The 21,887-nt window shown below is 61.5% G+C and carries 23 protein-coding genes; 9 read left to right on the top strand and 14 right to left on the bottom strand.

What is annotated here, in order from left to right:
* The first annotated feature begins 673 nt into the window (after nt 1-673).
* The 3 genes from G7048_RS11940 to rtcA are packed head-to-tail and all read left to right on the top strand — an operon-like array spanning nt 674 to nt 3,937.
* Nucleotides 674-1,906: an RtcB family protein gene (locus G7048_RS11940; protein ID WP_166068351.1), complete on the top strand. Its 1,233-nt coding sequence runs from the start codon at nt 674-676 to the stop codon at nt 1,904-1,906.
* A 57-nt stretch (nt 1,907-1,963) separates the two neighbouring features.
* On the top strand, nt 1,964-2,836 hold the full coding sequence (locus tag G7048_RS11935; RefSeq protein ID WP_166068350.1) for a nucleotidyltransferase domain-containing protein: 873 nt from the start codon (nt 1,964-1,966) through the stop codon (nt 2,834-2,836).
* Nucleotides 2,837-2,872: 36 nt separating this feature from the next.
* Nucleotides 2,873-3,937, top strand: a complete 1,065-nt coding sequence (gene rtcA, locus G7048_RS11930) for an RNA 3'-terminal phosphate cyclase (protein ID WP_166068349.1) — start codon at nt 2,873-2,875, stop codon at nt 3,935-3,937.
* 14 nt (nt 3,938-3,951) lie between these two features.
* Here rtcA and G7048_RS11925 read toward each other — a convergent pair whose 3' ends face one another.
* Nucleotides 3,952-4,314: a low molecular weight protein tyrosine phosphatase family protein gene (locus tag G7048_RS11925; RefSeq protein ID WP_166070934.1), complete on the bottom strand. Its 363-nt coding sequence runs from the start codon at nt 4,312-4,314 to the stop codon at nt 3,952-3,954.
* A 291-nt stretch (nt 4,315-4,605) separates the two neighbouring features.
* Here G7048_RS11925 and G7048_RS11920 point away from each other — a divergent pair, with 291 nt between their 5' ends.
* The gene (locus tag G7048_RS11920) at nt 4,606-5,385 is read left to right on the top strand and encodes an enoyl-CoA hydratase (RefSeq protein ID WP_166068348.1); all 780 of its coding nucleotides are present in this window, start codon (nt 4,606-4,608) and stop codon (nt 5,383-5,385) included.
* 16 nt (nt 5,386-5,401) lie between these two features.
* Here the strand turns inward: G7048_RS11920 and G7048_RS11915 are convergent, their stop codons facing one another.
* Complete coding sequence (locus G7048_RS11915) at nt 5,402-7,009, bottom strand: acetolactate synthase large subunit (RefSeq protein WP_166068347.1); 1,608 nt, start codon at nt 7,007-7,009, stop codon at nt 5,402-5,404.
* A gap of 223 nt (nt 7,010-7,232) precedes the next feature.
* On the bottom strand, nt 7,233-7,784 hold the full coding sequence (locus tag G7048_RS11910) for a cysteine dioxygenase (protein ID WP_166068346.1): 552 nt from the start codon (nt 7,782-7,784) through the stop codon (nt 7,233-7,235).
* A gap of 486 nt (nt 7,785-8,270) precedes the next feature.
* Here G7048_RS11910 and G7048_RS11905 point away from each other — a divergent pair, with 486 nt between their 5' ends.
* A complete protein-coding gene (locus G7048_RS11905; RefSeq protein WP_166068345.1) occupies nt 8,271-9,437 on the top strand; it encodes a CaiB/BaiF CoA-transferase family protein in 1,167 nt (388 codons plus the stop codon).
* Entirely contained in the window at nt 9,434-10,186 is a 753-nt protein-coding gene (locus G7048_RS11900; RefSeq protein ID WP_166068344.1) for an enoyl-CoA hydratase/isomerase family protein, read from the top strand. The genes G7048_RS11905 and G7048_RS11900 overlap by 4 nt, the downstream gene beginning before the upstream one ends.
* Nucleotides 10,187-10,226: 40 nt before the next feature.
* Here the strand turns inward: G7048_RS11900 and G7048_RS28450 are convergent, their stop codons facing one another.
* The 7 genes from G7048_RS28450 to ureE form a co-directional block, all read right to left on the bottom strand.
* Nucleotides 10,227-10,646: a hypothetical protein gene (locus tag G7048_RS28450; RefSeq protein WP_240933257.1), complete on the bottom strand. Its 420-nt coding sequence runs from the start codon at nt 10,644-10,646 to the stop codon at nt 10,227-10,229.
* A 14-nt stretch (nt 10,647-10,660) separates the two neighbouring features.
* Nucleotides 10,661-11,089 (bottom strand): hypothetical protein, encoded by a 429-nt coding sequence (locus G7048_RS11890; protein WP_166068343.1) that lies wholly within the window; start codon nt 11,087-11,089, stop codon nt 10,661-10,663.
* Nucleotides 11,090-11,121: 32 nt separating this feature from the next.
* Nucleotides 11,122-11,832, bottom strand: coding sequence for an IclR family transcriptional regulator (locus G7048_RS11885; RefSeq protein ID WP_240933256.1), 711 nt, complete (start codon nt 11,830-11,832; stop codon nt 11,122-11,124).
* Nucleotides 11,833-11,966: 134 nt separating this feature from the next.
* The gene (gene ureG, locus G7048_RS11880; protein WP_166068341.1) at nt 11,967-12,635 is read right to left on the bottom strand and encodes an urease accessory protein UreG; all 669 of its coding nucleotides are present in this window, start codon (nt 12,633-12,635) and stop codon (nt 11,967-11,969) included.
* 38 nt (nt 12,636-12,673) lie between these two features.
* On the bottom strand, nt 12,674-13,021 hold the full coding sequence (locus G7048_RS11875) for an antibiotic biosynthesis monooxygenase (RefSeq protein WP_166068340.1): 348 nt from the start codon (nt 13,019-13,021) through the stop codon (nt 12,674-12,676).
* A 32-nt stretch (nt 13,022-13,053) separates the two neighbouring features.
* Nucleotides 13,054-13,764 (bottom strand): urease accessory protein UreF, encoded by a 711-nt coding sequence (locus G7048_RS11870; RefSeq protein ID WP_166068339.1) that lies wholly within the window; start codon nt 13,762-13,764, stop codon nt 13,054-13,056.
* Between the two features lie 9 nt (nt 13,765-13,773).
* Nucleotides 13,774-14,322, bottom strand: coding sequence for an urease accessory protein UreE (gene ureE / locus G7048_RS11865; protein ID WP_166068337.1), 549 nt, complete (start codon nt 14,320-14,322; stop codon nt 13,774-13,776).
* 100 nt (nt 14,323-14,422) lie between these two features.
* On the opposite strand from ureE, the gene G7048_RS11860 reads away from it, so the two are divergent.
* A complete protein-coding gene (locus G7048_RS11860; protein WP_166068336.1) occupies nt 14,423-14,944 on the top strand; it encodes a gamma-glutamylcyclotransferase in 522 nt (173 codons plus the stop codon).
* 138 nt (nt 14,945-15,082) lie between these two features.
* Here the strand turns inward: G7048_RS11860 and ureC are convergent, their stop codons facing one another.
* From ureC to G7048_RS11840, 4 genes are all read right to left on the bottom strand, one after another.
* Nucleotides 15,083-16,801: an urease subunit alpha gene (gene ureC, locus G7048_RS11855; protein WP_166068335.1), complete on the bottom strand. Its 1,719-nt coding sequence runs from the start codon at nt 16,799-16,801 to the stop codon at nt 15,083-15,085.
* A gap of 294 nt (nt 16,802-17,095) precedes the next feature.
* A complete protein-coding gene (locus G7048_RS11850) occupies nt 17,096-17,401 on the bottom strand; it encodes an urease subunit beta (RefSeq protein ID WP_166068334.1) in 306 nt (101 codons plus the stop codon).
* Between the two features lie 26 nt (nt 17,402-17,427).
* Nucleotides 17,428-18,042, bottom strand: coding sequence for a HupE/UreJ family protein (locus G7048_RS11845; protein ID WP_166068333.1), 615 nt, complete (start codon nt 18,040-18,042; stop codon nt 17,428-17,430).
* Nucleotides 18,043-18,096: 54 nt separating this feature from the next.
* On the bottom strand, nt 18,097-18,399 hold the full coding sequence (locus tag G7048_RS11840) for an urease subunit gamma (protein WP_166068332.1): 303 nt from the start codon (nt 18,397-18,399) through the stop codon (nt 18,097-18,099).
* Nucleotides 18,400-18,786: 387 nt separating this feature from the next.
* On the opposite strand from G7048_RS11840, the gene urtA reads away from it, so the two are divergent.
* Entirely contained in the window at nt 18,787-20,058 is a 1,272-nt protein-coding gene (gene urtA, locus G7048_RS11835; protein WP_166070933.1) for an urea ABC transporter substrate-binding protein, read from the top strand.
* A 332-nt stretch (nt 20,059-20,390) separates the two neighbouring features.
* Complete coding sequence (gene urtB / locus G7048_RS11830) at nt 20,391-21,887, top strand: urea ABC transporter permease subunit UrtB (protein ID WP_240933314.1); 1,497 nt, start codon at nt 20,391-20,393, stop codon at nt 21,885-21,887.

Here is a 21,887-nt window from a genome sequence, read left to right as displayed (position 1 = left end):
CAAACCCTTGTCGCAGCGGGACGTTCATCGGAATGAATTGAAAGTTTGGCGCGAATGCTTGCAGGACTACATCTGGATGCCGAGGTTCGATTCCTCAGCCGGGAAACCGGACATGGCTACGTCTTGCTCCCCCTTGTCGCGCTCCTTGGATTGGATGAATGAAAGTGAAGTAGATTGGTTTGATGGTCTGGCATCGAATGCCGGTGGAACTACATTAATCCGGAGGTCGCGGGTTCGAATCCCGTCGGTGGCTCGCAAGAATCACCGTAGCTCAATCTGGAAGAGCACCGGAACCCCAAACGTTTCACCAACCCTTGTCGATGCAAGGCGGTCAATGAGTGAGAGAAGCAAGGTTTCGAGCTTTGCGCGAATGCGTGCAGGAATACATCAATAGCTGGGTTCGATTCCCAGTCCCGGAGGTTCACTCCGGCACCTTGGCCGATCCATTCCTGCACATGTCTGGTCGCACAGAGTCTCGGAGCCCACCGTTTGGTTGCCTTGCTGCGAATGCTGGTGGAATTACAGCCTATTACGCTCGTGGTCGCGGGTTCGAATCCCGCCGGTCGAAAGACCGTAGCTCAGTCTGGTAGAGCACGAAACATTTCACCATCCCTTGTCCCAGTGAGGCATCCTTCCCGAATTGAAAGCTGGTCGAGAAAAAGAGGAAAACAAAATGTCCCAAGAAGAACTGAACTACAACGTGACCCAAGCACCCAACGGTGTCCCCGTGAAGATGTGGACCAAGGGTGTGCCCGTGGAAGACGAAGCGCTCAAGCAGCTCGCCAATACGGCGCAACTGCCTGTGGTTTTCAAACACATCGCCGCGATGCCCGACGTGCATCTGGGAATCGGCGCGACCATCGGGTCCGTGATTCCCACCATCAAGGCAATCATCCCCGCCGCTGTCGGTGTGGATATCGGTTGCGGAATGATGGCTGCGAAGACCACGCTGCGTGCGAGCGATCTGCCCGATAACCTGGGCCCCCTGCGCTCGGCGATCGAAAAGACCGTGCCGCATGGTTTCGCACCCAAGAACCGTGGACGCGATCCCGGTGCCTGGGATACCCCGCCCGATCTGGTGGATCAGGCATGGGCGACGCTGGCCGACGAATTCAAGGCGCTGTGCGAGCTGCACCCACGTCTTGAGAACACCAACAACCGAAAGCACCTGGGAACGCTGGGTTCGGGAAATCACTTCGTGGAAGTGTGCATCGATCAGAACGACTTCGTGTGGTTCATGCTGCACTCCGGCTCGCGCGGCGTAGGTAACGCCATCGGTAACCACTTCATAGAACTGGCGAAGAAGGACGCTGAACGCAATATGCGAAATCTGCCCGATAAGGATCTGGCGTATTTCGAAGAAGGCGCGCAGTACTTCGGGGATTACGTGCGTGGTGTGTCCTGGGCACAGAAGTTCGCGATGAAGAACCGCGAAGTGATGATGGCCAACCTGATCGCCGCCGTGCGAAAGGTGATCGCCAAGCCCTTCGAGTCGCATGTGGAAGCGGTGAACTGCCACCACAACTATGTGCAGAAGGAACACCACTTCGGTGAAGACGTGTTCGTGACGCGAAAAGGTGCCGTGAGCGCCAAGCGCGGTGAGATGGGGATCATCCCCGGAAGCATGGGCGCACGAAGCTACATCGTTCGCGGCCTCGGAAATCCCGAGAGCTTCGAGAGCTGCAGCCACGGTGCAGGTCGCGTGATGAGCCGTACCAAGGCCAAGAAGATGTTCACGGTCGCGGATCAGATCAAGGCCACCGAAGGCGTGGAATGCAGAAAGGATGCCGATGTGATCGATGAGATCCCGATGGCCTACAAGGACATCGACGCGGTGATGGAAGCACAGAAGGATCTGGTGGAAGTGGTCCATACCTTGAAGCAGGTTGTCTGCGTGAAGGGTTGATCGGAGAGAGCCCCTGGTTGACTCTCTCCGCTTCAGAAATGAAAAGGAGAAAGCCAAATGCTTTCCATAGAGTTTGAAAACGACAATTTTGACAAGAACGAAAAGGTTCTTAGTGCCCACCCCGTAAGCACCGAAGTGCGCAGCGCGGTGGAGGCACAACTCGCGGCATTGGAGCGCGAACACGACGTGACCGTGCTGTTCGCCTGCGAATCCGGAAGCCGCGGCTGGGGCTTCGCATCACCCGACAGCGACTACGACGTGCGCTTTGTCTACGTGCACCGTCTCGACTGGTATCTGCGCGTGGATGCGCGGCGCGACGTGATCGAAGTGCCCGTCAGCGATGATCTCGACGTGAGCGGCTGGGAACTGCGCAAGGCGCTGCAATTGATGCGCGCCTCCAACCCGGTGCTGCTCGAATGGCTGCGCTCACCCGTGGTGTATCGCGAGGAAGCAACGTGGGTTGCACGACTGCGCGAACTGGCCGTGCTCTACTGGTCACCCGTGCGCTCTTACCACCACTATCTTTCGATGGCCCACAAGACCATGAAAACGCATCTGCGCGATGGTGAGGTGGTGAAGTACAAGAAGTACTTCTATGCACTGCGACCGCTGCTGGCAGCACGTTGGATACGCGAGTGCGGCACCGTTCCACCTATGCGCTTCGCCGAACTGGCGACACAACTGTTGACCGATGCGGCTCTGGTCGATGAACTCAATGCACTGCTCGACAAGAAGATGCGCGCAGGCGAATCGGCCACGAGCGCCCCTTGGAAAGGCATACACGCCTTTCTGGAAAAGGAGCTGGACGCTGCAATGCGCTACGCTCCGGTGCATGTGGGTGACAGGATGACGGCAGACTTGGCGAACGATTGTCTGATGGATGCGGTGCTGCATTTCAGCGAACGGCCACGATGCGCTGGCGTCACATGACACACCCAGCATCACAACAACAAGAATGAAAACGAGATGAACAACATGACAACCATTCTGGAAATCGACGGTTCCCAAGGCGAAGGTGGCGGCCAGATCCTGCGCACCTCGCTCGCGCTGTCCATGCACACAGGAACGCCTTTCGTCCTCAAGGACATCCGCGCCAAGCGCGCCAAGCCAGGGCTGATGCGCCAGCATCTGACCTGCGTGAACGCGGCCGCGCAGATCTCGGGAGCGCAGGTGGAAGGCACTGCGCTCAACTCGCAGCACCTGCAATTCACCCCCGGTGCCATCAAGCCCGGCGACTACGAGTTCAACATCGGCTCGGCAGGAAGCTGCACGCTGGTGCTTCAAACCATCTGGCCCGCGCTGCTCACCGTGGCGGGCACCACGCGCGTGGAACTGCGCGGCGGCACGCACAACCATATGGCACCGCCGTTTCATTTCCTCGATCTGAGCTACGCGCCGCTGGTGCGCCAACTGGGCGTGTCCGCACAACTCACACTCAAGCGCCACGGCTTCTATCCGCAAGGCGGCGGCGTGATCCATGCCGAGTTCGGTGGCGCAGCAGATACGCTCACACCATTCGACCTGACGGAACGCGGTGAGCTGCGCGAGCAATATGCCGAATGCCTGGCAGCGGCCATTCCACGCTCCATCGCACGGCGCGAACTGCAGGCGCTACAGCAGCGGCTCGGTTGGCAAGACGAGCAACTGCTGGTCGGCAGCGCACGCCAGGACGAAGGCCCCGGCAACGCGCTGATCGCGGTGCTCCGACACGAACATGTCTGCGAGGTGTTCACGCGCATCGGCGCCAAGGGCGTGACCTCCGAACAGGTCGCAGATGGCGTGGCTTCCGAAGTACGCAAATACAAGGCAGCCGGCACGACCGCAGTGGGACCACATCTGGCCGACCAGTGGGCGCTGCCACTGGCCATCGCGGTCGATCAAACGGGCAAGGCCGCTAGCTACACCTGCTCAGGCATCACGCCGCACGCGCGCACAAACTTTGAGGTGATCGAGAAGTTTCTGCCTGTCCAGTTTTCGACCGAACCGGTGGAAGGTGGCTTCAAGGTGAATGTGCGAGCAATCGCCGCCTGAAGCAAGCTGCTGAATCAGTCGTCCTGCTGGTCCAATCCGAGCGCGCTCGCGACGGATTGCTCCAGCATCTCGACCAGTTCCGGATCCATGTACTTGTACTCGTCCGGAATGTCGAGCACGACAATGCGCTTGTTCTCAAGCAGCCGCGTGAACTCCGCCAGCAAGCGCGATTTGTGCTTTTCTTCCATCACGAAGATCACATCAGCCCAACGCACATCGTCGACCGACACCACATGGCGCGCGTTCGAACTGGTGCCGCCGGAGCGCGCCTCCACCCGAGGATGCCTGCGCCAGACCTGCTCGCCCGTCGGGCTTCGCCATTGGTTGCGACTGCAGACAAACAGGATCTTCGTGCGCGGAGATGCCGAGGCGTTCATATCCTGCTTGCGTTCCGACTCTTGCCCCTGCACCAGTTGTCGCTCGGTGATCACGGGATATTCGAATCCGAGCTGCTTCGCACGCGCCAGCTTGTCGCCACGCGTGTACATGTCCTTCCAGCGCTTCTCGCGGGGCCAATCGTCTTTGGATGTCATACGGTTGTCGTGATGATGAATGCAACCACTGCGAGCCAACATGCTGTCACGCTGGCGGCAGTGTGCGTTTCAGGCCGACGTTAGCATGTATTCACTCGGCCTCTTCCACGACACCCATCACAGCGAGAGTTCTCCATGCCAATGTCCATCCCCACATTTGCGCACAGCCAGATCACCCGTGACGAACGCGGCGTGTACTCGCTGCAGATCTGTGACGCCAAAAGCCTGAACATTCTCGCCACGCCCGTCACCCAAGGCCTGACCGAGGCCGCACGCTGGATCGCACAACAGAGCGATGCACGCGCCGTGATCCTGCGCGGCACAGGAGAAAAAGCGTTTGTGGGTGGCGCGAACATCTACGAGATGGCTGAGCTGGATCCATCGGGTGGACGCGCATTCATTACCCACCTGCGTCACCTGTGCGATGCCGTGGCCGCCATTCCCGTGCCGACTGTGGCGCGCATTCCCGGCTTCTGCCTCGGCGCGGGACTGGAACTGGCCGCTGCCTGCGACATTCGCCTCGCCTCGCGCGATGCCTTCTTCGGCATGCCCGAAGTGCGCGTCGGCATTCCCTCGGTCATCCATGCGGCATTGCTGCCGCGACTGATCGGCCAAGGTGCGACCAACTGGTTGCTGCTGACCGGAGAGAACGTCGATGCAGACCAAGCGCTGCGCTGGGGATTTCTGCAATTCGTGTGTGACGCAGGTGAACTCGACACCCTGGTCGAGCGCACCATTCACCCCATCGCCGAAAGCGGCCCACGCGCGATCCGCTCGCAGAAAGCCTTGCTGCAGTACTGGCAGGAGTCGAGTCTTGAAGCAGGCATAGACCGCAGCGTACAGGCGTTCGGCGAAGCGTTCGAGACGGATGAACCGCAGCGCTACATGGCTCCGTTTCTGTCGCGCAAACGCTGAACCGATTTCAGCCGATTCAAAATACCGCCTCAATCAAAAACGGCCCCTTGCGCTTGAGCGCCGCGCGCACCGCATCGCCGAACGCGGCGATGTTGGATACGCGCACGGCCTCCATGCCCGAGGCGTTGGCCATGTGGACCCAGTCGATGTTCGGGTTGTCGAGGTTGAGCATCTGGTTGGCGTTGTGGCCCGGCTCGCCTGCGCCCACGCTCGTGAACTCGCCGCGCAGGATGGCGTATTTGCGATTGGCGATGATGATGTTGAGCACATCGAGTTTCTCGCGCGCCTGCGTCCACAGGCCTTGCACGGTGTACATCGCGCTGCCGTCGGCCTGCATGAGAACGACCTTGCGGTCGGGGCAGGCAATGGCCGCGCCGGTGGCCAGCGGAATGCCGTTGCCGATGGCACCGCCGGTGATCTGCAGATAGTCGTGCGGCGCGGCCTGCATGGTGTAGCGGAAAAAATCGCGCCCGGAACTGACCGACTCGTCGCACACGATGGCGTTGTCGGGAATCAGCTCGGCCATGGCCTGAGCGAAGGTGAGCGCATTGATGGGCGTGCCCGTGCTCCAGTTCAGCTTGTCCGGCGCGGGCATGCTGGGCAGGGCCTGCAGCGATTGCGGCTTGCCGCTGGCACCGGTCGCGCTGGCCAGTTGCTGTAGCGCGGCGAGCGCATCGCCACCCAATGGACTCAGATGGATGACGTCCGCATCCGCAGGCAGCATGGAGCCCGGTTTGCCGGGATAGGCGAAGAAGGCCACAGGAGCCTTGGCACCGATGAGAATCACGCGCTTGTAGGGTGCGAGCAGCTTGAGCGCCGCGTCCACGTTGTAGGGCACGCGCTCGATCGCCACACGCCCCTGACCACGTTGCGTGCGCGCGTTTGATTGCTGCGCGAGCAGATGCGCACCCGTGCGCTCGGCAATGCTTTGCGCGATGGCGAGCGCATCTTCACGCAGCGCACGACCGGAGAGCAGCAACAGCGTCTTACCATCGGCCTTCGACTGCAGCGCCGCCACACTGCGGCGCAGCACATGGTCATCCAGCGCCAAGGTCTGTGGCGGCTGTGCGATCACGGGCGCTACCGAAGTCTCGGACCATGCCGCATCGGCAGGCAGGATCAGCGTGGTCACTCCGCCACCAAGCGTGGTCGATGCGTGGATCGCCTCCGCAGCCTGCTGCGCAACCTCGCTCGCGTTGCGCACGCGGCCCACCCATTTGGACATGGGACGTGCCAGCGATTCGATGTCGCTGGTGAGCGGCGCGTCGTGGTGCAGGTGGTAGCTCGCATGGTCACCCACGATGTTCACCATGGGCGTGTTGGCTCGGCGCGCGTTGTGCATGTTGGCCAGTGCATTGGCAAGGCCCGGACCGGTATGCAGCAGCGTGCATGCGGGCTTGTCCGCCATGCGCGCATAGCCATCGGCCGCGCCGGTCACCACGCCTTCGAAAAGCCCCAGCACGCAGCGCATCTGCGGCTTGCGGTCGAGTGCGGCGACGAAGTGCATCTCCGACGTTCCTGGGTTGGCAAAGCACACATCGACCTGATTGGCCAGCAGCGTATCCACCAGCACATCCGCGCCGTTTTTGTTGTCGTGATTGCCTGTTGTCGTGACCTTATCCATATCGCAATTCCAACTTCTTTTCACTCTTCAATACCCGCTCATGATGAGGCATGAGGCTCACTCACTTGTCCATCAAGATCCTGTTGTCTTCAATGACCGTTCTGCACGCCGCTGTCAGCCTGTCCACGATGGCGCGGTCACACCCTTGGGGGATCGGGAAAACCACTTTCCTTGAATATGGGTACATGAGGCGACAAAGCCACCTCGATGTCTGGGCTGCGCGCTAGTTGGCGTAGCCCGAAACAAACTCCTTGGCCGCACCCGTCGCGGGATCGAACACATGGCGGCGCACCTTGCCGATGTCCGCGCCATAGACATGGATGCTGATGGACACGCGGTCATCAAAGGCATTGATCACCTGATGCACATCGCCGATGGTCGGCGACACTGCCTCGACCGATCCCGGCTCCAGCCGCACCTGCTCGGTAGCGGTCAGCGTGCCGGTGTTCTCGTCACGGTCGAACGACTGCGACACTTCCGCATTGCGCAGCATGCCGATCAGCCCCCACACCGTGTGGTCGTGAATCGGCGTCTTCTGACCCGGTCCCCACACAAAGCTCACGACAGAGAATGCATCGTCCGGCGCGCGGTAGAGCAGGTATTGCTGATAGAACTGCGCATGCGGCACGGCATGCTGGTCTTCGAGCCAGTCGTCATGACGCACCAGATCACCCAGCAGGCGCGAGCCTTCTTTCAGGATGCGCGGCTCGTCCTTGGGTGCGTCACCCACCAGTTGTGTCATCGCAGTGACGAAATCTTCCAAACGCTTGTGCATAAGCTTTGTTGTTGTGTTGAGGGCGGTCCCAAGTCAGATTGGTTCGCGTCGGATGCGACAGGCTGAAAATCAAATTTCCATATTTTGGAACATTGTTTTCTGCTCAGGCCAAAAAGAAACCGAGTCGTACTCGGTCTTCTCTCTGCGTCCAAGCCAACCTGAGGTGCCCGTTTTCAAAATGGGATGCAAGCACTATAGGCGCGGCGAAAATGCCATGTCAATGCGGATTCCGAGCATGCTCATGCGCAAACCAGATATGCAGATCGGGTAAAAGTGATGCCGTGAAATGCTGCAATACCGCTGGATTCAAGGCATTTCAGGCCATTGCGCCATTGGCTCGCCGCCCGACATTGCATCCATGACTGAAAGCCTTTCGGGTTGACCGAGCCTCGAACCTGACTAGAATTTGCAGCATCGAATTCCAGAAACACTGTTCCATATTTTGGAACATTAAAATTTCAGCGTACTGACCGGAGACCTCATCCCATGGACCCCAAGAACACCATTCTTCCCCTGCAGGGCGTGCGCGTGCTCGAACTGTGCAATGTCGCGGCCGGGCCGTTCTGCGGGCTGTTGCTGGCTGACATGGGGGCGGATCTCATCAAGATCGAGAACCCCACGGGCGGCGACACGCTGCGCACCTGGCCGCCGATCACCGATGGGTTCAGCGAGAACTTTGCCTCGCTCAACCGCAACAAGCGCTCGGTCACGTTGGATCTCAAATCGCCCGACGATCTGGTCAAGTTGCGCGAACTGGTGAAGACCGCCGATGTGCTCATCGAGAACAACCGACCCGGCGTGATGAAGCGACTGGGCCTTGACTACGAATCGCTGAAAGCCGCGAACCCGCGCCTGCTGTACTGCTCGATTTCCGCTTACGGCCAGACCGGCCCGCGCGCGAGCGAAGGCGGGTTTGACCTCACGATTCAGGCGATGAGCGGCATCATGAGCGTGACCGGCGAGAACGGCGGCGCGCCCGTCAAATGCGGCGTGCCGCTGAGCGACTTTGCCGCGGGCCTGTACGCCGCGTACTCCGTCGCCGCGTCGCTGCGTCATGTGCAGCAGACCGGCGAAGGCGCGCACATCGACGTGCCCATGCTCGGCACATCGCTCGCCATCGCGGCATTGCAGACCTCGGAATATTTCGGCAGCGGCCGTGACCCCGGCAAGCTCGGCTCCGCGCATCCGCGCAACGCGCCTTATCAGGCCTTCCGCTGCAGCGATGGCTACTTCGCCATGGCCGCAGGCAACAACGCGCTGTGGCGCTCGGTGACCGAAGTCGTCGGCATGCCCGAGCTGCTGAACGATGAGCGCTTCACCTCGCCCACCACGCGCGCCAGGAATCAGGTGGCACTGCGCGATCTGCTCGAAGTGAAGTTTCTGCAAAAGGACGCCGCGCACTGGCTCGCGGAATTCGCCAAGGTCGGTGTGCCCAGCGCGCCGATCAACACGTATTCACAGGTGCTCAAGGACCCGCAGGTCGAGCACATGGACTGGGTGCAGGACATCACCCTGCCGGGCGACAACGTCACGCAAACCTTTGTCTCGCCCATCAAGATCAACGGCCAGGGCCAGCCCGTGCGCATGAATCCGCCCGCTCTCGGGGAGCACAACGACGAGCTTCTGGCGGGCGACAAGGTGGCTGCGAAATGAGCTGCGATCCGTCCTCGACAACCCCCCCCGTGCTGCTCATCGACAAGCAGCCCACGCACTGGACGCTCACGCTCAATCGCCCGGAAAAGCGCAACGCGCTCTCGTCCGATCTGATCGAAGCACTGCTCGCCGCAGTACAGGACGCCAAAGCCGCGCAGGCACCGCTGCTGGTGCTGCAAGGCGCGGGCGCGAATTTCTCCGCCGGATTCGATTTCACCGGCTTTGAAGAGCAAAGCGAAGGCGACTTGCTGCTGCGTTTTGTGCGCATCGAAACCCTGCTGCAAGAGATCGCCTACGGCCCCTTCGCCACGCTCGCACTCGCGCACGGCAACAACTTTGGCGCGGGTGTCGATCTGTTTGCAGCGTGCCGTCATCGCTGGTGCGCCCCACAAAGCAAATTTCGCATGCCCGGTTTGAAATTCGGCCTGGCTTTGGGCACACGCCGCCTTGCAGGTCTAGTAGGCGAGAGCAATGCTTATTCGTTGCTCGAAACCACTGCCACGTTCAACGACGAACACGCGCAACGCATCGGCTTTTTGCAAGGCACGAAGATGCAGGAAGAATGGCCTGCGCTGATCGAACAAGTGAGCGCAAGCACCTTGTCTTTGCCCGCAGCAAGCCGTCAGTTTCTGCGTGACCTGACGCGAGACACTGCGCATCGCGACGGGGACATGGCGGCGCTGGTGGCATCGGCTTCTGCGCCGGGATTGAAGGAAAGGATTCGGGTGTATCGGGGTGAGAGCCGCTGAGTTCTCGTCCCGATCCACGATTGCAGGACAGGTGCCTGACTCATCCTTCTTCTGAGTGGCTTCCGCGACGAGGGATTTCGCCACCGTCCGGGTCACTACCGCCCAACTGTGCCAGCCTCTGAGCAGCGCTGGCAGACAGATCGAGGTGCTCAGACTTTTTCATTTCAGGACTGCTCGACTCCGACGCCCTCGCATCGATTGCGTCAGTATCTGGCGACACCGCCTCCACCCACACCGTCTCGTCAGGATGGTGCCCGCTGATTGTGTCTACTGCACCCTCGATGACTTCGCGGTCTCTTACCCCGAGCTCGTAGTTGAATCGCGAAAGATGACCGCCTGTCGTCTCGCGGTACTTGTCCTCCGAAATTGCATCAGCGCCACACCAGACTTGCGCTCCGGATTTCCGCGCGATGCTCAGTGCATCCTCAAGCCCCTTCGGGGTGATTGCCAAAAAGATCATCGCTCCCCTTTCGATCACTGACTAGCCGCAGGGTCCAGCAGTTGCGTCGCATCGGTCTTGTACAACTCAAAAAATTCAGCCAACGTTCTGGCCACTGGAACAGATGACGAGCCATCCGGAGGATCAACCCATACCGCGCTGGTGCCATCTCCATTGTTCTTCAACCGATAGCACCAACAATTGATCATGTAGTCGGCAAACAGCACGCCATCTGGCGAAGAATCCACGTTCTCCCGCTCGATCAACTCCAACGGCCAGAGACACCAAAGCTCCCTGTCCATTTCGTGCATTCCGCCGATCGCGGCATACATCGCAAGCACATCAGGAGTAGCGGTAGCGCCCAGTTTGGAAAAGACTGCCTGCACTTGCGCCGCCGACACAGGTTCCGCCAAGTCCAGACCTTCATTCCTCCACCGGGCCACCAATTCGACAAGTGCATGCATGACACCCCCTAAATGCCGTTCGTCGCGAATCGTCAATACCCCCGACTGAACCCCAACCTCCGCGACACCATCTCCGTCACTTCGATCAGCCGCTTTCCACTCTTCTCCAGCGCCTCGATGCTCAAGCGCTCCGCAGGCCCGGAAATCCCCAGTGCCGCCACCACCTGGCCCGAAGCGTCGCGGATCGGGGCGGCTGCGCCGACGACCTGTTCGCGCCATTCGCCGGTGTTGATCGCGTAGCCCTTGGTGCGGATGTCTTCGAGTTGCTTGCGCAGATCGCCGAAGCGCACGATGGATTTTTCGGTATGCGGCTTGAGGCGGTTCTTCACGATGGCAAGCACTTCCTCATCCGCCCAGGCCAGCATGGATTTGCCGGTGGCCACGCATTGCGCGGGGGCGCGGCCGCCGACGGTGGTGTAGGCGCGCACGGGTTGTGGGCTGTCGATCTTTTCGATGTAGAGCACTTCCGCGCCGTCGAGGATCGACAAGTGCACGGTCTCCTGCGTTTCTTCGGCGAGCTGCTTCATGAAGGGCAGCGATTCCAGGCGCACGTCGAGCTTGGAGGAGATGCGCGAGCCCAGCTCCCACATCTTCATGGTGAGCTCGTAGCGGTTGGTGTCGGCGTTCTTGCGCGCGAAGCCCTGGTGCACGAGGGCCTGCAGCAGGCGGTGCACATTGCTCTTGTTGAGCAGCAACTGCGATGCGAGCTCGCTGACGCCCGAGCCCTTGTCATTGCGGGCCATGGCTTCGAGGAGCACTAGCCCTTTGATGAATGTCTTGTCCAATGTAGCCGCGCTTGTTGGTGGTGTAACTTGGCGCGATTCTACTGAACGGGCGGCGCAGCGAAACTGCGTCGAACCCTAGTCCACCCAGACGCTCACGCGGTCAGCAGGCCCTGCTTTTCGATGAAGGCCACCACGTCATCCAGACCCGACAGCGTCTTCAGGTTCGTCATCACGAACGGCTTCATGCCCTTGGCCGTGTTGCGCATGCGTTCGGTGTCGCTCTTCATCACGTCGAGGTTGGCGCCCACATGTGGCGCGAGGTCGGTCTTGTTGATGACGAAGAGGTCGCTCTTGGTGATGCCGGGGCCGCCCTTGCGCGGGATCTTTTCGCCCGCTGCCACGTCGATCACGTAGATCGTCAGGTCGCTGAGTTCCGGGCTGAAAGTCGCGGCCAGGTTGTCGCCGCCGGATTCGATGAAGACGATGTCGGCGTTGGGAAAATCGCCCAGCATGCGGTCGATGGCTTCGAGGTTGATGGACGCGTCTTCGCGGATCGCCGTGTGCGGGCAGCCGCCCGTTTCCACGCCCATGATGCGCTCGGCAGGCAGCGCGCCGCTGATGGTGAGCAGGCGCTGGTCTTCCTTGGTGTAGATGTCGTTGGTGATGGCGATCAAGTCCCACTTCTCGCGCATGGCCTTGCAGAGCATTTCGAGCAGCGTGGTCTTGCCGGAGCCGACCGGGCCGCCAATGCCAACGCGCAGGGGCGGCAGCTTCTTGGTGCGGTTGGAGATGTGGTGCAGTGCGGTGGCGTTATGGCTCATTTGAATCTCGACCTGGAAAAATGTGTTTTGAAGATCACTCACGGCGCTTTGCCGTAAGCGCGCTCGACCTTGGCGATGCGCAGTTCGAAATGCGCGTACCAACCGGTGCGACCTTGCTCGCGCGCGAGTTGGTGTTCGGTGTTCTGCTTCCAGTGGCGAATGGCTTCCTCGCTTTGCCAGTACAACACGGTGATGCCGAAGCCCTGGGCATCGCGCACGCTTTCCGCCCCGAGATAACCGGGTTGCTGCGATGCCAGTTCGGCCATGCGATCCGCCATGGCTGCGTAGCCTTTATCGCCATCCGTGCGTTGCGAACTGAAGATGACGGCGTAGTACGGTGGCTCGGGAAGGCGGGCAAAATTTGTGCTGCTATTCAGGCTGTTCATGGTGCGTTGGGCTCCTGCGGGTGGCTTGCGGATCAACTGCGAAAGATACGCGAGTACTGGTGCTCGTGCCTTGCAGAAAGAATCGCCAGCATGGGCGAAAACGCGACCCGTTCATTGTCCGGCAGCAACATGGCGGCATTCACTGCGGCAGGGATTTCGCCCGCCAGTCGCGCCAGAATGCGTTGCCCTGCGCTCTGCCCGAGCGGCACGGCTTTGATGGCGGCTTGCACCATGTTTTCGGCCCAGCCGAAGGCATAGGACAGCAGGCAGTCCTGCAGCGGTGCCTGCGTGAGCGAGGCGGCCAATGCAAACGCGATGGGATAAGTCGGCGTGCGGTTGGAGAGCTGCGCCAACTGCTCCACCGCTTCGTTGCCCGGATGCTGATTGCGCAGCCACGCGACCAGCGACTGGCCCATCTGCTCGCTTTGCAGACGCAGCTCGCTGGTCTCGCGCGTTTCGATCACCCAGTCGTTGAGCGACTGCACGCGCACGGCATCGCCAGCGCGCCACGCAGGAATGGCCTGCGCGATCACGGCGATGTCGCTGCGTGATTGGGTCAGGTGCAGTTGATGCACCAGCCAATCCGCGGCGCTTGCTTCGTCATGCACGCGGCCCGCTTCGATGGCGGCTTCCAGACCTTCCGAATAGGAGAAGCCGCCAATCGGCAACGCGGGCGAAGCCAGCCACATGAGCTGCAGCAGGCTGTGCGCGGAGAGCGTTGGGGCGCAGGCGTTGGACGACATGTCGCTCACTCAATGCCCGTGGTGGTGATCGTGTTCGTGCTCACCGTGCGCGTGATGATGTTGATGGTGATGACCGTGGTGGCTGTGCCCATCGTTGGTCACATGACCACCGTATGCACCGCCTTCGGGCTCGAAGGGCAGATCGGCCTCGTGCACGATCATGTGCATGCTGCGCAGCATGTCGGCCAGCACATGGTCGGGCTCGATCTTGAGGTGATCGGGTTGCAGCTCGATGGGCACATGGCGATTGCCGAGGTGGTAGGCCGCGCGCATCAGGTCGAAGGCCGTGCCGTGGTCCTTGCACCAAGTGATGTGCAGCACCTTTTGCGGCGCGGCGATCACACGCACCAGCGAGCCGTCTTCGCCGACCAACACATCGCCACCGCGCACGGCCTGACCGCGCGGCAGAAAGATGGCCAGCTCGCGGCCCGCGCTGTCTGTCGCGGCAAAGCGGCTTTTCTGGCGCACGTCCCAATCGAGTTCGACCGTGGTGGCGCGCTTGATCAACACGTTGGAGAGGCCCGCGCCTTGCGCGAGCAGTTTGTTCATTTGCAGCATGTCTGCGTCATCCATCCACAGAAGAATTAGAGAACCCGAGATGCATATGGCATGCAACATGCATGTGATGGGGTCTTTTCACAGAAATTACATTGGCACCATGGGTCAGACTGCTTCCACCATCACCACCCCCGCTTCCGACCAACAAGCCCCTTGGCACGCTTGCGGCGCGCTGCATGTGGCCGTTTACGGCACGCTGCGCGCGGGTGGCGTGAACGACATCGCGCGGCTGCAGCCGGGCATTGTGCGCACGGGTGTCACGCTGCTCACCGGCACCTTGCATGATCTGGGCTGGTACCCCGGTCTTTCGCTCGACGGAACGCAATCCGTGCTGGCCGAGGTGTACCCGCTCAACGATGCGCTGGAGCAGGCCATGGACGGCATCGAAGGCATCTGGCCGCAGGACTTTGGCGAATACGCGAAACGCATTCTGGAAGTGAAGGTGGCCCTGCCCGATGGCGACGAGCAGAGCCTGCGCGTGCTGTTCTACGAAGCGCTGCCCGCGATTGTGCAAGGCACGCCGGTCATCGACGCGAGCGACTGGCTGGCTTGGTATCGCGGCACGGGCAGAGAGCATCCGAACAGTCCTTTTCAGCTCAAGACCGGGATGGACCAGTCCTGACGTGTCCGCATGCCCTGCATCGGGATGGGATGCGAGGCGCAAAGCGCAGCAATAGCCCGTGCTATTGCGAGCATTTGCAACGACGCAGGCCGCCCGATTCAGGGATATGCGGCACGTTGAGGGCTGGTTCAGCATGGTCTAGAACAGAAAATAACGCTGCGCCATCGGCAGGCTGACCGCAGGCTCGCAAGTCAGCAGATCGCCATCGGCGCGCACGGCATAGGTCTGCGCGTCGACTTCCATGCGCGGCGCGTAGTCATTCAAGATCATGTCGCGCTTGCCCACGCCGCGAATGCCCTTCACGGCGGACAGTTGCTTGGCGAGACCAAAGCGCTCGCCAATGCCCGCTTGCAAACCGGCTTGCGAGACAAACGTCAGCGAGGTCTTGGCAATCGCGCCGCCGAAGCTGCCGAACATCGGGCGATAGTGCACTGGCTGCGGTGTGGGGATCGATGCGTTCGGATCGCCCATGGCGGCCATGGCGATGAAGCCGCCCTTCATGATGACGGAGGGCTTCACGCCGAAGAACGCGGGTTTCCAGATCACGAGGTCGGCCCACTTGCCCACTTCGATGCTGCCCACTTCGTGGCTCACGCCGTGCGCAATCGCGGGGTTGATGGTGTACTTGGCGATATAGCGGCGCGCACGGAAGTTGTCGTTGCGTGCGCCGTCGCCCTTGAGTGCGCCGCGCTGCAGCTTCATCTTGTGCGCGGTCTGCCAGGTGCGCAGCACGACCTCGCCGACGCGGCCCATGGCCTGGCTGTCGGAGCTGAACATGCTGATCGCGCCGAGGTCATGCAGGATGTCTTCGGCCGCGATGGTTTCCTTGCGGATGCGGCTTTCGGCAAACGCGAGGTCTTCGGCAATCGACGGATCGAGGTGATGGCAGACCATCAGCATGTCCACATGCTCGTCCAGCGTGTTGATGGTGTAGGGGCGCGTGGGGTTGGTGGAGCTGGGCAGCACGTTGGCCTCGCCCACCACTTTGAGAATGTCGGGCGCGTGCCCGCCGCCCGCGCCTTCGGTGTGGAAGGTGTGGATGGTGCGGCCCTTGAACGCGGCCACGGTGTCTTCCACAAAGCCCGATTCGTTGAGTGTGTCGGTGTGGATCGCCACCTGCGTGTCGGTCTCTTCCGCCACGTTCAGGCAGTTGTCGATGGCAGCGGGTGTGCTGCCCCAGTCTTCATGCAGCTTGAGGCCGATGGCGCCCGCGCTGATCTGCTCGTGCAGGCCCTGCGGCAGGCTGGCGTTGCCCTTGCCGAGAAAGCCGAGGTTCATCGGGAACGCGTCTGCGGCCTGCAGCATGCGCTCCATGTTCCAAGGGCCGGGCGTGCAGGTGGTGGCGAAGGTGCCGGTGGCCGGGCCGGTGCCGCCGCCGATCATGGTGGTGATGCCGCTCGCCAGCGCTTCATCGATCTGCTGCGGCGCGATGAAGTGGATGTGCGAATCGATGCCGCCAGCGGTGACGATGCAGCCTTCGCAGCTGATGATCTCGGTGCCGGGGCCGATGATGATGTCCACACCCGGTTGGGTGTCAGGGTTGCCTGCTTTGCCGATCGCTGCGATGCGGCCATCATTCAGGCCGATGTCGGCCTTGACGATGCCCCAGTGGTCGAGGATCAGGGCGTTGGTCATGACGGTGTCCATCGCGCCTTGGCTTCTTGCGCGCTGGCTTTGGGCCATGCCGTCGCGGATGGTTTTGCCGCCGCCGAATTTGACTTCTTCGCCGTAGGTTCCTGCGCGCAGGGTGTAGTCCTGCTCTACCTCGATGATGAGGTCGGTGTCGGCTAGTCTGACTCGGTCTCCGACTGTGGGGCCGAAGGTTTCGGCGTAGGCTCGTTTGTCTATTTTTGCCATGATGGGGCTATCTCATCTGCTTTTGGCTTGGGGCACTTTTTGTGCTGCCGCTCGGGTGTTTGGTGCGGGTGCCGGGACTGCCCCCGGCGGGGCAATCACTTTTTGCTGGCGCGCAAAAAGTAATCAAAAACGCGCTTGAAGTCATCCGGCAGAACTCACTGCGCGCCGGAGGCGCTCCGTTCGGACAACCGCCGGAAGTCAGTTTGGAAGAGGTGGTTTCGGCACTTTGCTTCGCTCGTGCCTGTTCATCTCGCGACTTCGCGAGATGTTGGGGCGCGAGTGTTTTTGGCATTGTCAGATGCCGCCCATGATCAGTGCTCTGAAGCCGTAGATTTGGCGGTCGCCTGCGAAGGGGACCAGTTCTACGGTTCGTTGCTGGCCTGGTTCGAAGCGCACTGCCATGCCGCTGGCGATGTTCAGGCGCATGCCGTGTGCGGCTTGTCGGTCGAACGAGAGGCCTGCGTTAGTTTCTGTGAAGTGGTAGTGCGAGCCGACCTGTATGGGGCGGTCGCTGGCGTTTTTCACCAGGAGCGTGATGGGCTCGCGGCCCACGTTGAGTTCGTGGTGGCCTTCGTCGATGAGCAGTTCGCCGGGGATCATGTCGTGCCTCTCGGTTCGTTGTGGGATCAAGCCAGTCGGGTGAGCATGAATGCGCCCAGCGCTGCGGTGGCCACGCCGCCTGCGCGGGCGATCCATGTGTGGCGTTGCAGGGCTGCGTTGCCGAGGGCCATGCCGGTGAGGTGCAAAGTAGCCGACCCTAGCGCCATGCCTGCGAGTGCGGCGGCTGCCATCAGGCCGGTGTCGGCTGCGAGTTCTGCGCCATGGGCTGCGCCGTGGAAGAAGGCGAAGGTGCCTGCGAGCAGTGCGGCCACGCCCCATGGCATGCGTTTTTGCACTGCGACGAGCAGGCCGAGCACGAGCACGGAGGCGGCGATCATGGGTTCGACGCCAGGCACGACCAAGCCTGCAAACCCTGCGACGCAGCCTGCCACCAGCAGTGCGACAAAGGCCAGCGGTGCGCGCCAAGCGGGGCGCACGGCGAGGGCGCTCCACACGCCTACTGCGACCATCGCGGCCAGGTGGTCTGCGCCGGTGAAGGGGTGGGCGAAGGCTTGTGCAAAGCTGTCGAGCACGCCGTGGCTGTGGGTGTGATCGCCTGCGTGGGCGAATGCGGAAAGCGGTGCAGCGGCAGCCAAGGCTGCGCCGGTGCTGGCGACGAGGAGTTTGTGGAGAGTCTTCATGGCGGTGTCCGGTGTTTGTTCGATGTGCGTTCGATGTGAAAGTGGCGCGCGCGATCAGATGATGGGCTGGTGCACCGTGACGAGCTTGGTGCCGTCGGGGAAGGTGGCTTCGACCTGGATGTCGGGGATCATCTCGGCGATGCCGTCCATCACGTCGTCACGCGTGAGGATGGTGCGGCCTTCGCTCATGAGCTGGGCGACGGTCTTGCCGTCGCGTGCGCCCTCCATCACGGCGGCGCTGATGAAGGCCACCGATTCAGGATAGTTGAGCTTGAGCCCGCGTGCCTTGCGGCGTTCGGCCAGCAGGGCGGCGGTGAAGATGAGCAGCTTGTCTTTTTCGCGTGGTGTGAGTTCCATCTGCGGATTCCCGGTTGTCTGAAGGGGTGGCGACGCGGCCTACCGATGCGGTGTCATCTGCAAAAAGCGGGCCACATCTCATTTTGGTGAACGGCCACGCACTGCAAGCGTGCAGAGCGCACCGCCAAGGGTCGGCTGAAATTGTGCGCTGTCTGCATGACGGTGCAAGCCTTCGCGAGCGCCCTTGTTTGGTGCGCAGATTTCCTCGCATTTGGTGCACGCAGCCCACAAAGGCACGTGCTGCGCATTGCAGCACAGAGTGCCAACAGCCGCGCGCACTCGCCCGCCTCAGCGTTTGCCACGCGTTGGCACAGCTATTGCACTGAAGAGGGACGGTCTCGTTTTGGACCGGTCAATTCTTCCTCTAACTGGAGTGGTGCAATCATGATGAACCGTCGCGGAACACTTACTACGCTGGCTGCCTCGCTGGCGCTGGGTCTGGGCCTCACAGCGAATGTGCATGCGCAGGACACCATCAAGGTGGGCGTGCTGCACAGCCTCTCGGGCACCATGGCGATATCGGAAACCGTGCTCAAGGACACGGTGCTGATGGCCATCGACGACATCAACGCCAAGGGCGGTGTGCTGGGCAAGAAGCTCGAACCCGTGGTGGTGGACCCGGCCTCCAACTGGCCGCTGTTCGCCGAGAAGGCCAAGCAACTGATCACGCAGGACAAGGTGGCCGTGGTCTTCGGCTGCTGGACCAGCGTGTCGCGCAAGTCGGTGCTGCCGGTGTTCGAGCAGAACAACGGCCTGCTGTTCTACCCCGTGCAATATGAGGGCGAAGAGCTTTCCAAGAACGTGTTCTACACGGGCGCAGCGCCCAACCAGCAGGCGATTCCCGCCGTCGAATACCTGATAAGCAAGGAAGGCGGCAGCGCCAAGCGCTTTGTGTTGCTGGGCACGGACTATGTCTACCCACGCACCACCAACAAGATTCTGCGTGCTTTCCTCAAGTCCAAGGGCGTGAAGGAATCCGACATCATGGAAACCTACACGCCGTTCGGCCACAGCGACTACCAGACCATCGTGGCCGACGTGAAGAAGTTCTCCACCGGCGGCAAGACGGCGGTGATCTCGACCATCAATGGCGACTCCAACGTGCCGTTCTACAAGGAACTGGGCAACGCCGGCTTGAAGGCCAAGGACGTGCCTGTGGTGGCCTTCAGCGTGGGTGAAGAAGAGCTGCGCGGCGTAGACACCAAGCCGCTGGTCGGCCATCTGGCCGCGTGGAACTACTTCCAAAGCGTGAAGAACCCGACCAATACCGCGTTCATCAAGCAGTGGAGCGAATACGCCAAGGCCAAGAGCATTCCCGGCCACAAGGACAAGCCGCTCACCAACGATCCGATGGAAGCCACCTGGGTGGGCATCCACATGTGGAAGCAAGCGGTCGAAAAGGCCAAGAGCACGGATGTGGACAAGGTCATCGCCGCCATGGCCGGCCAGACCTTCACCGCGCCCGATGGCTTCGTCGTGAAGATGGACGAGAAGAACCACCACCTGCACAAGCCGGTGATGGTCGGCGAGATCAAGGCCGACGGCCAGTTCAACGTGGTGTGGAAGACCAAGGGCCCCGTGAAGGCCCAGCCATGGAGCCCGTACATCGAAGGCAACGACAAGAAGAAGGATGAGCCGAACGGCAAGTCGGCCATGTGATTTTTCTGTCGTCTCCGATTTCTTCATTCGCTCAATGCGAAAGAAGAATGGGGTGAGGGTCGGTGCTAGGAACCTGTTCACAGCAACGTACCAGAGGTTGGTTTGCCCCTCACCCCAGCCTTCGCCATCCACCGGTCGAAGGCCACTTCGGGCCTTGTTTTCAGGCCCCCATTCAGAACATCTGCACGACCATGACACGCACAACCGGCATTCACTGCGCCCCTCGCAAGCGAGGCTTCTGGGGTGCGAAAGCGGCGGCTGCAGCGATTTCCGCGCTGGCCTTGTTTTCCAGCTTCGGTGCCCACGCGCTCACCGCAGAGCAAGCCTTCCACATGGCCGCTGCCGATGACAGCGAGCAACGCGTGGAAGCCATCAACCAAGCCGTGCAGACGCCCGGTGCGCAGGTCGCAGCATTCCTTGCCGCGCTCGCCAACGACGAAGTGAAAACTGCGAACGGCAAGGCCTACATCGTGCAGAACGACAAGGCCATCGACCCCGCCACCGGCAACGCGACGACGCTGCCCACCGATGCGGAAGACGTGGTCAACAACAACTATCTGCGCGGCGTGATCGACGTCGCGCAAGCGGCTCTCGCACTGAACAGCAACGATGCGACCGAGCGCCGCAAGGCCGCAGCCAAGCTGGCCGCAGAGCCCGATGCGTCGCGCGTCGAACTCATCGACAAGGTGCTCGCCAAGGAATCCGATGCGCAGGTGAAGAGCCTGCTCGAACGCGCCAAAGCCGCCAGCCAATTGGCCAGCGAAGACCCGCAACAGCGCCTGCATGCGATTGCCGCGCTCGCACATGAAAAGACGCCCGAGACGCAGTTGCTGCTCAACCAGCGCATGGCCGATGAGCAAGACCCGGCGGTCAAGAAAGCACTGCAGCGCGCCGTGGCCGAGATTGCAGACGGCCTGGCCTGGGGCGAGCGCCTCGGCGAAATCTTCAGCGGCATCAGCCTTGGCTCCGTGCTGCTGCTGGCTGCACTCGGCTTGGCCATCACCTACGGGCTGATGGGCGTGATCAACATGGCGCATGGCGAGCTGATCATGATCGGCGCTTACGCCACCTACATGGTTCAGGTCGCGTTCCAACGCTTTCTGCCCGAAGCCGCATTCGGTTGGTATCTGGTGCTGGCGATTCCGGTGTCGTTCCTCGCGTCGGCAGCCGTCGGCGCGATTCTGGAGCGCGGCGTGATCCGCTTTCTCTACGGCCGTCCGCTCGAAACACTGCTCGCCACCTTCGGCATCAGCCTCGTGCTGCAGCAGACCGTGCGCAGCCTGTTCGGCGCGCAGAACGTGGGTGTGGAAAACCCCTCGTGGATGAGCGGCGGCTTGACGCTGCTGCCCAATCTCACGCTGCCGTGGAACCGCATCTGCATCGTGATCTTCGCCTTCCTCGTGCTCGGCGGCGTGGCCTTCATGATTGCGCGCACACGGCTTGGCCTGTTCGTGCGCGGCGTCACGCAGAACCGCGCGATGGCGTCCTGCGTGGGTGTGAACACCGCGCGCACCGACACCTATGCGTTCGCGCTCGGCTCCGGCATTGCGGGCTTGGCCGGTTGCGCGCTCAGCCAGATCGGCAACGTGGGGCCGGACCTCGGCCAGAACTACATCGTGGACTCGTTCCTCGTGGTGGTGCTGGGCGGCGTGGGGCAACTCGCCGGAACGGTGTATGCGGCGCTCGGCCTCGGTGTGCTCAGCAAGTTGCTCGAAGGCTGGACCGGCGCGGTGCTGGCCAAGATCGCCGTGCTGCTCTTCATCGTGATCTTCATTCAAAAGCGTCCACAAGGCATCTTCGCCTTGAAGGGCCGCAGCGCGGAGGCATAA

The organism is Diaphorobacter sp. HDW4B, assembly GCF_011305535.1.
GTDB lineage: Bacteria > Pseudomonadota > Gammaproteobacteria > Burkholderiales > Burkholderiaceae_C > Diaphorobacter_A.
This window is presented reverse-complemented; position numbering and strand designations above follow the sequence as displayed.

What these genes read in the sequence shown, in the direction of transcription:
- G7048_RS11940 (WP_166068351.1), top strand. Translation starts at nt 674, where the DNA reads ATGTCCCAAGAAGAACTGAACTACAACGTGACCCAAGCACCCAACGGT.
- G7048_RS11935 (WP_166068350.1), top strand. Translation starts at nt 1,964, where the DNA reads ATGCTTTCCATAGAGTTTGAAAACGACAATTTTGACAAGAACGAAAAG.
- rtcA (WP_166068349.1), top strand. Translation starts at nt 2,873, where the DNA reads ATGAACAACATGACAACCATTCTGGAAATCGACGGTTCCCAAGGCGAA.
- G7048_RS11925 (WP_166070934.1), bottom strand. Translation starts at nt 4,314, where the DNA reads ATGAACGCCTCGGCATCTCCGCGCACGAAGATCCTGTTTGTCTGCAGT.
- G7048_RS11920 (WP_166068348.1), top strand. Translation starts at nt 4,606, where the DNA reads ATGCCAATGTCCATCCCCACATTTGCGCACAGCCAGATCACCCGTGAC.
- G7048_RS11915 (WP_166068347.1), bottom strand. Translation starts at nt 7,009, where the DNA reads ATGGATAAGGTCACGACAACAGGCAATCACGACAACAAAAACGGCGCG.
- G7048_RS11910 (WP_166068346.1), bottom strand. Translation starts at nt 7,784, where the DNA reads ATGCACAAGCGTTTGGAAGATTTCGTCACTGCGATGACACAACTGGTG.
- G7048_RS11905 (WP_166068345.1), top strand. Translation starts at nt 8,271, where the DNA reads ATGGACCCCAAGAACACCATTCTTCCCCTGCAGGGCGTGCGCGTGCTC.
- G7048_RS11900 (WP_166068344.1), top strand. Translation starts at nt 9,434, where the DNA reads ATGAGCTGCGATCCGTCCTCGACAACCCCCCCCGTGCTGCTCATCGAC.
- G7048_RS28450 (WP_240933257.1), bottom strand. Translation starts at nt 10,646, where the DNA reads ATGATCTTTTTGGCAATCACCCCGAAGGGGCTTGAGGATGCACTGAGC.
- G7048_RS11890 (WP_166068343.1), bottom strand. Translation starts at nt 11,089, where the DNA reads ATGCATGCACTTGTCGAATTGGTGGCCCGGTGGAGGAATGAAGGTCTG.
- G7048_RS11885 (WP_240933256.1), bottom strand. Translation starts at nt 11,832, where the DNA reads ATGGCCCGCAATGACAAGGGCTCGGGCGTCAGCGAGCTCGCATCGCAG.
- ureG (WP_166068341.1), bottom strand. Translation starts at nt 12,635, where the DNA reads ATGAGCCATAACGCCACCGCACTGCACCACATCTCCAACCGCACCAAG.
- G7048_RS11875 (WP_166068340.1), bottom strand. Translation starts at nt 13,021, where the DNA reads ATGAACAGCCTGAATAGCAGCACAAATTTTGCCCGCCTTCCCGAGCCA.
- G7048_RS11870 (WP_166068339.1), bottom strand. Translation starts at nt 13,764, where the DNA reads ATGTCGTCCAACGCCTGCGCCCCAACGCTCTCCGCGCACAGCCTGCTG.
- ureE (WP_166068337.1), bottom strand. Translation starts at nt 14,322, where the DNA reads ATGCTGCAAATGAACAAACTGCTCGCGCAAGGCGCGGGCCTCTCCAAC.
- G7048_RS11860 (WP_166068336.1), top strand. Translation starts at nt 14,423, where the DNA reads ATGGGTCAGACTGCTTCCACCATCACCACCCCCGCTTCCGACCAACAA.
- ureC (WP_166068335.1), bottom strand. Translation starts at nt 16,801, where the DNA reads ATGGCAAAAATAGACAAACGAGCCTACGCCGAAACCTTCGGCCCCACA.
- G7048_RS11850 (WP_166068334.1), bottom strand. Translation starts at nt 17,401, where the DNA reads ATGATCCCCGGCGAACTGCTCATCGACGAAGGCCACCACGAACTCAAC.
- G7048_RS11845 (WP_166068333.1), bottom strand. Translation starts at nt 18,042, where the DNA reads ATGAAGACTCTCCACAAACTCCTCGTCGCCAGCACCGGCGCAGCCTTG.
- G7048_RS11840 (WP_166068332.1), bottom strand. Translation starts at nt 18,399, where the DNA reads ATGGAACTCACACCACGCGAAAAAGACAAGCTGCTCATCTTCACCGCC.
- urtA (WP_166070933.1), top strand. Translation starts at nt 18,787, where the DNA reads ATGAACCGTCGCGGAACACTTACTACGCTGGCTGCCTCGCTGGCGCTG.
- urtB (WP_240933314.1), top strand. Translation starts at nt 20,391, where the DNA reads ATGGCCGCTGCCGATGACAGCGAGCAACGCGTGGAAGCCATCAACCAA.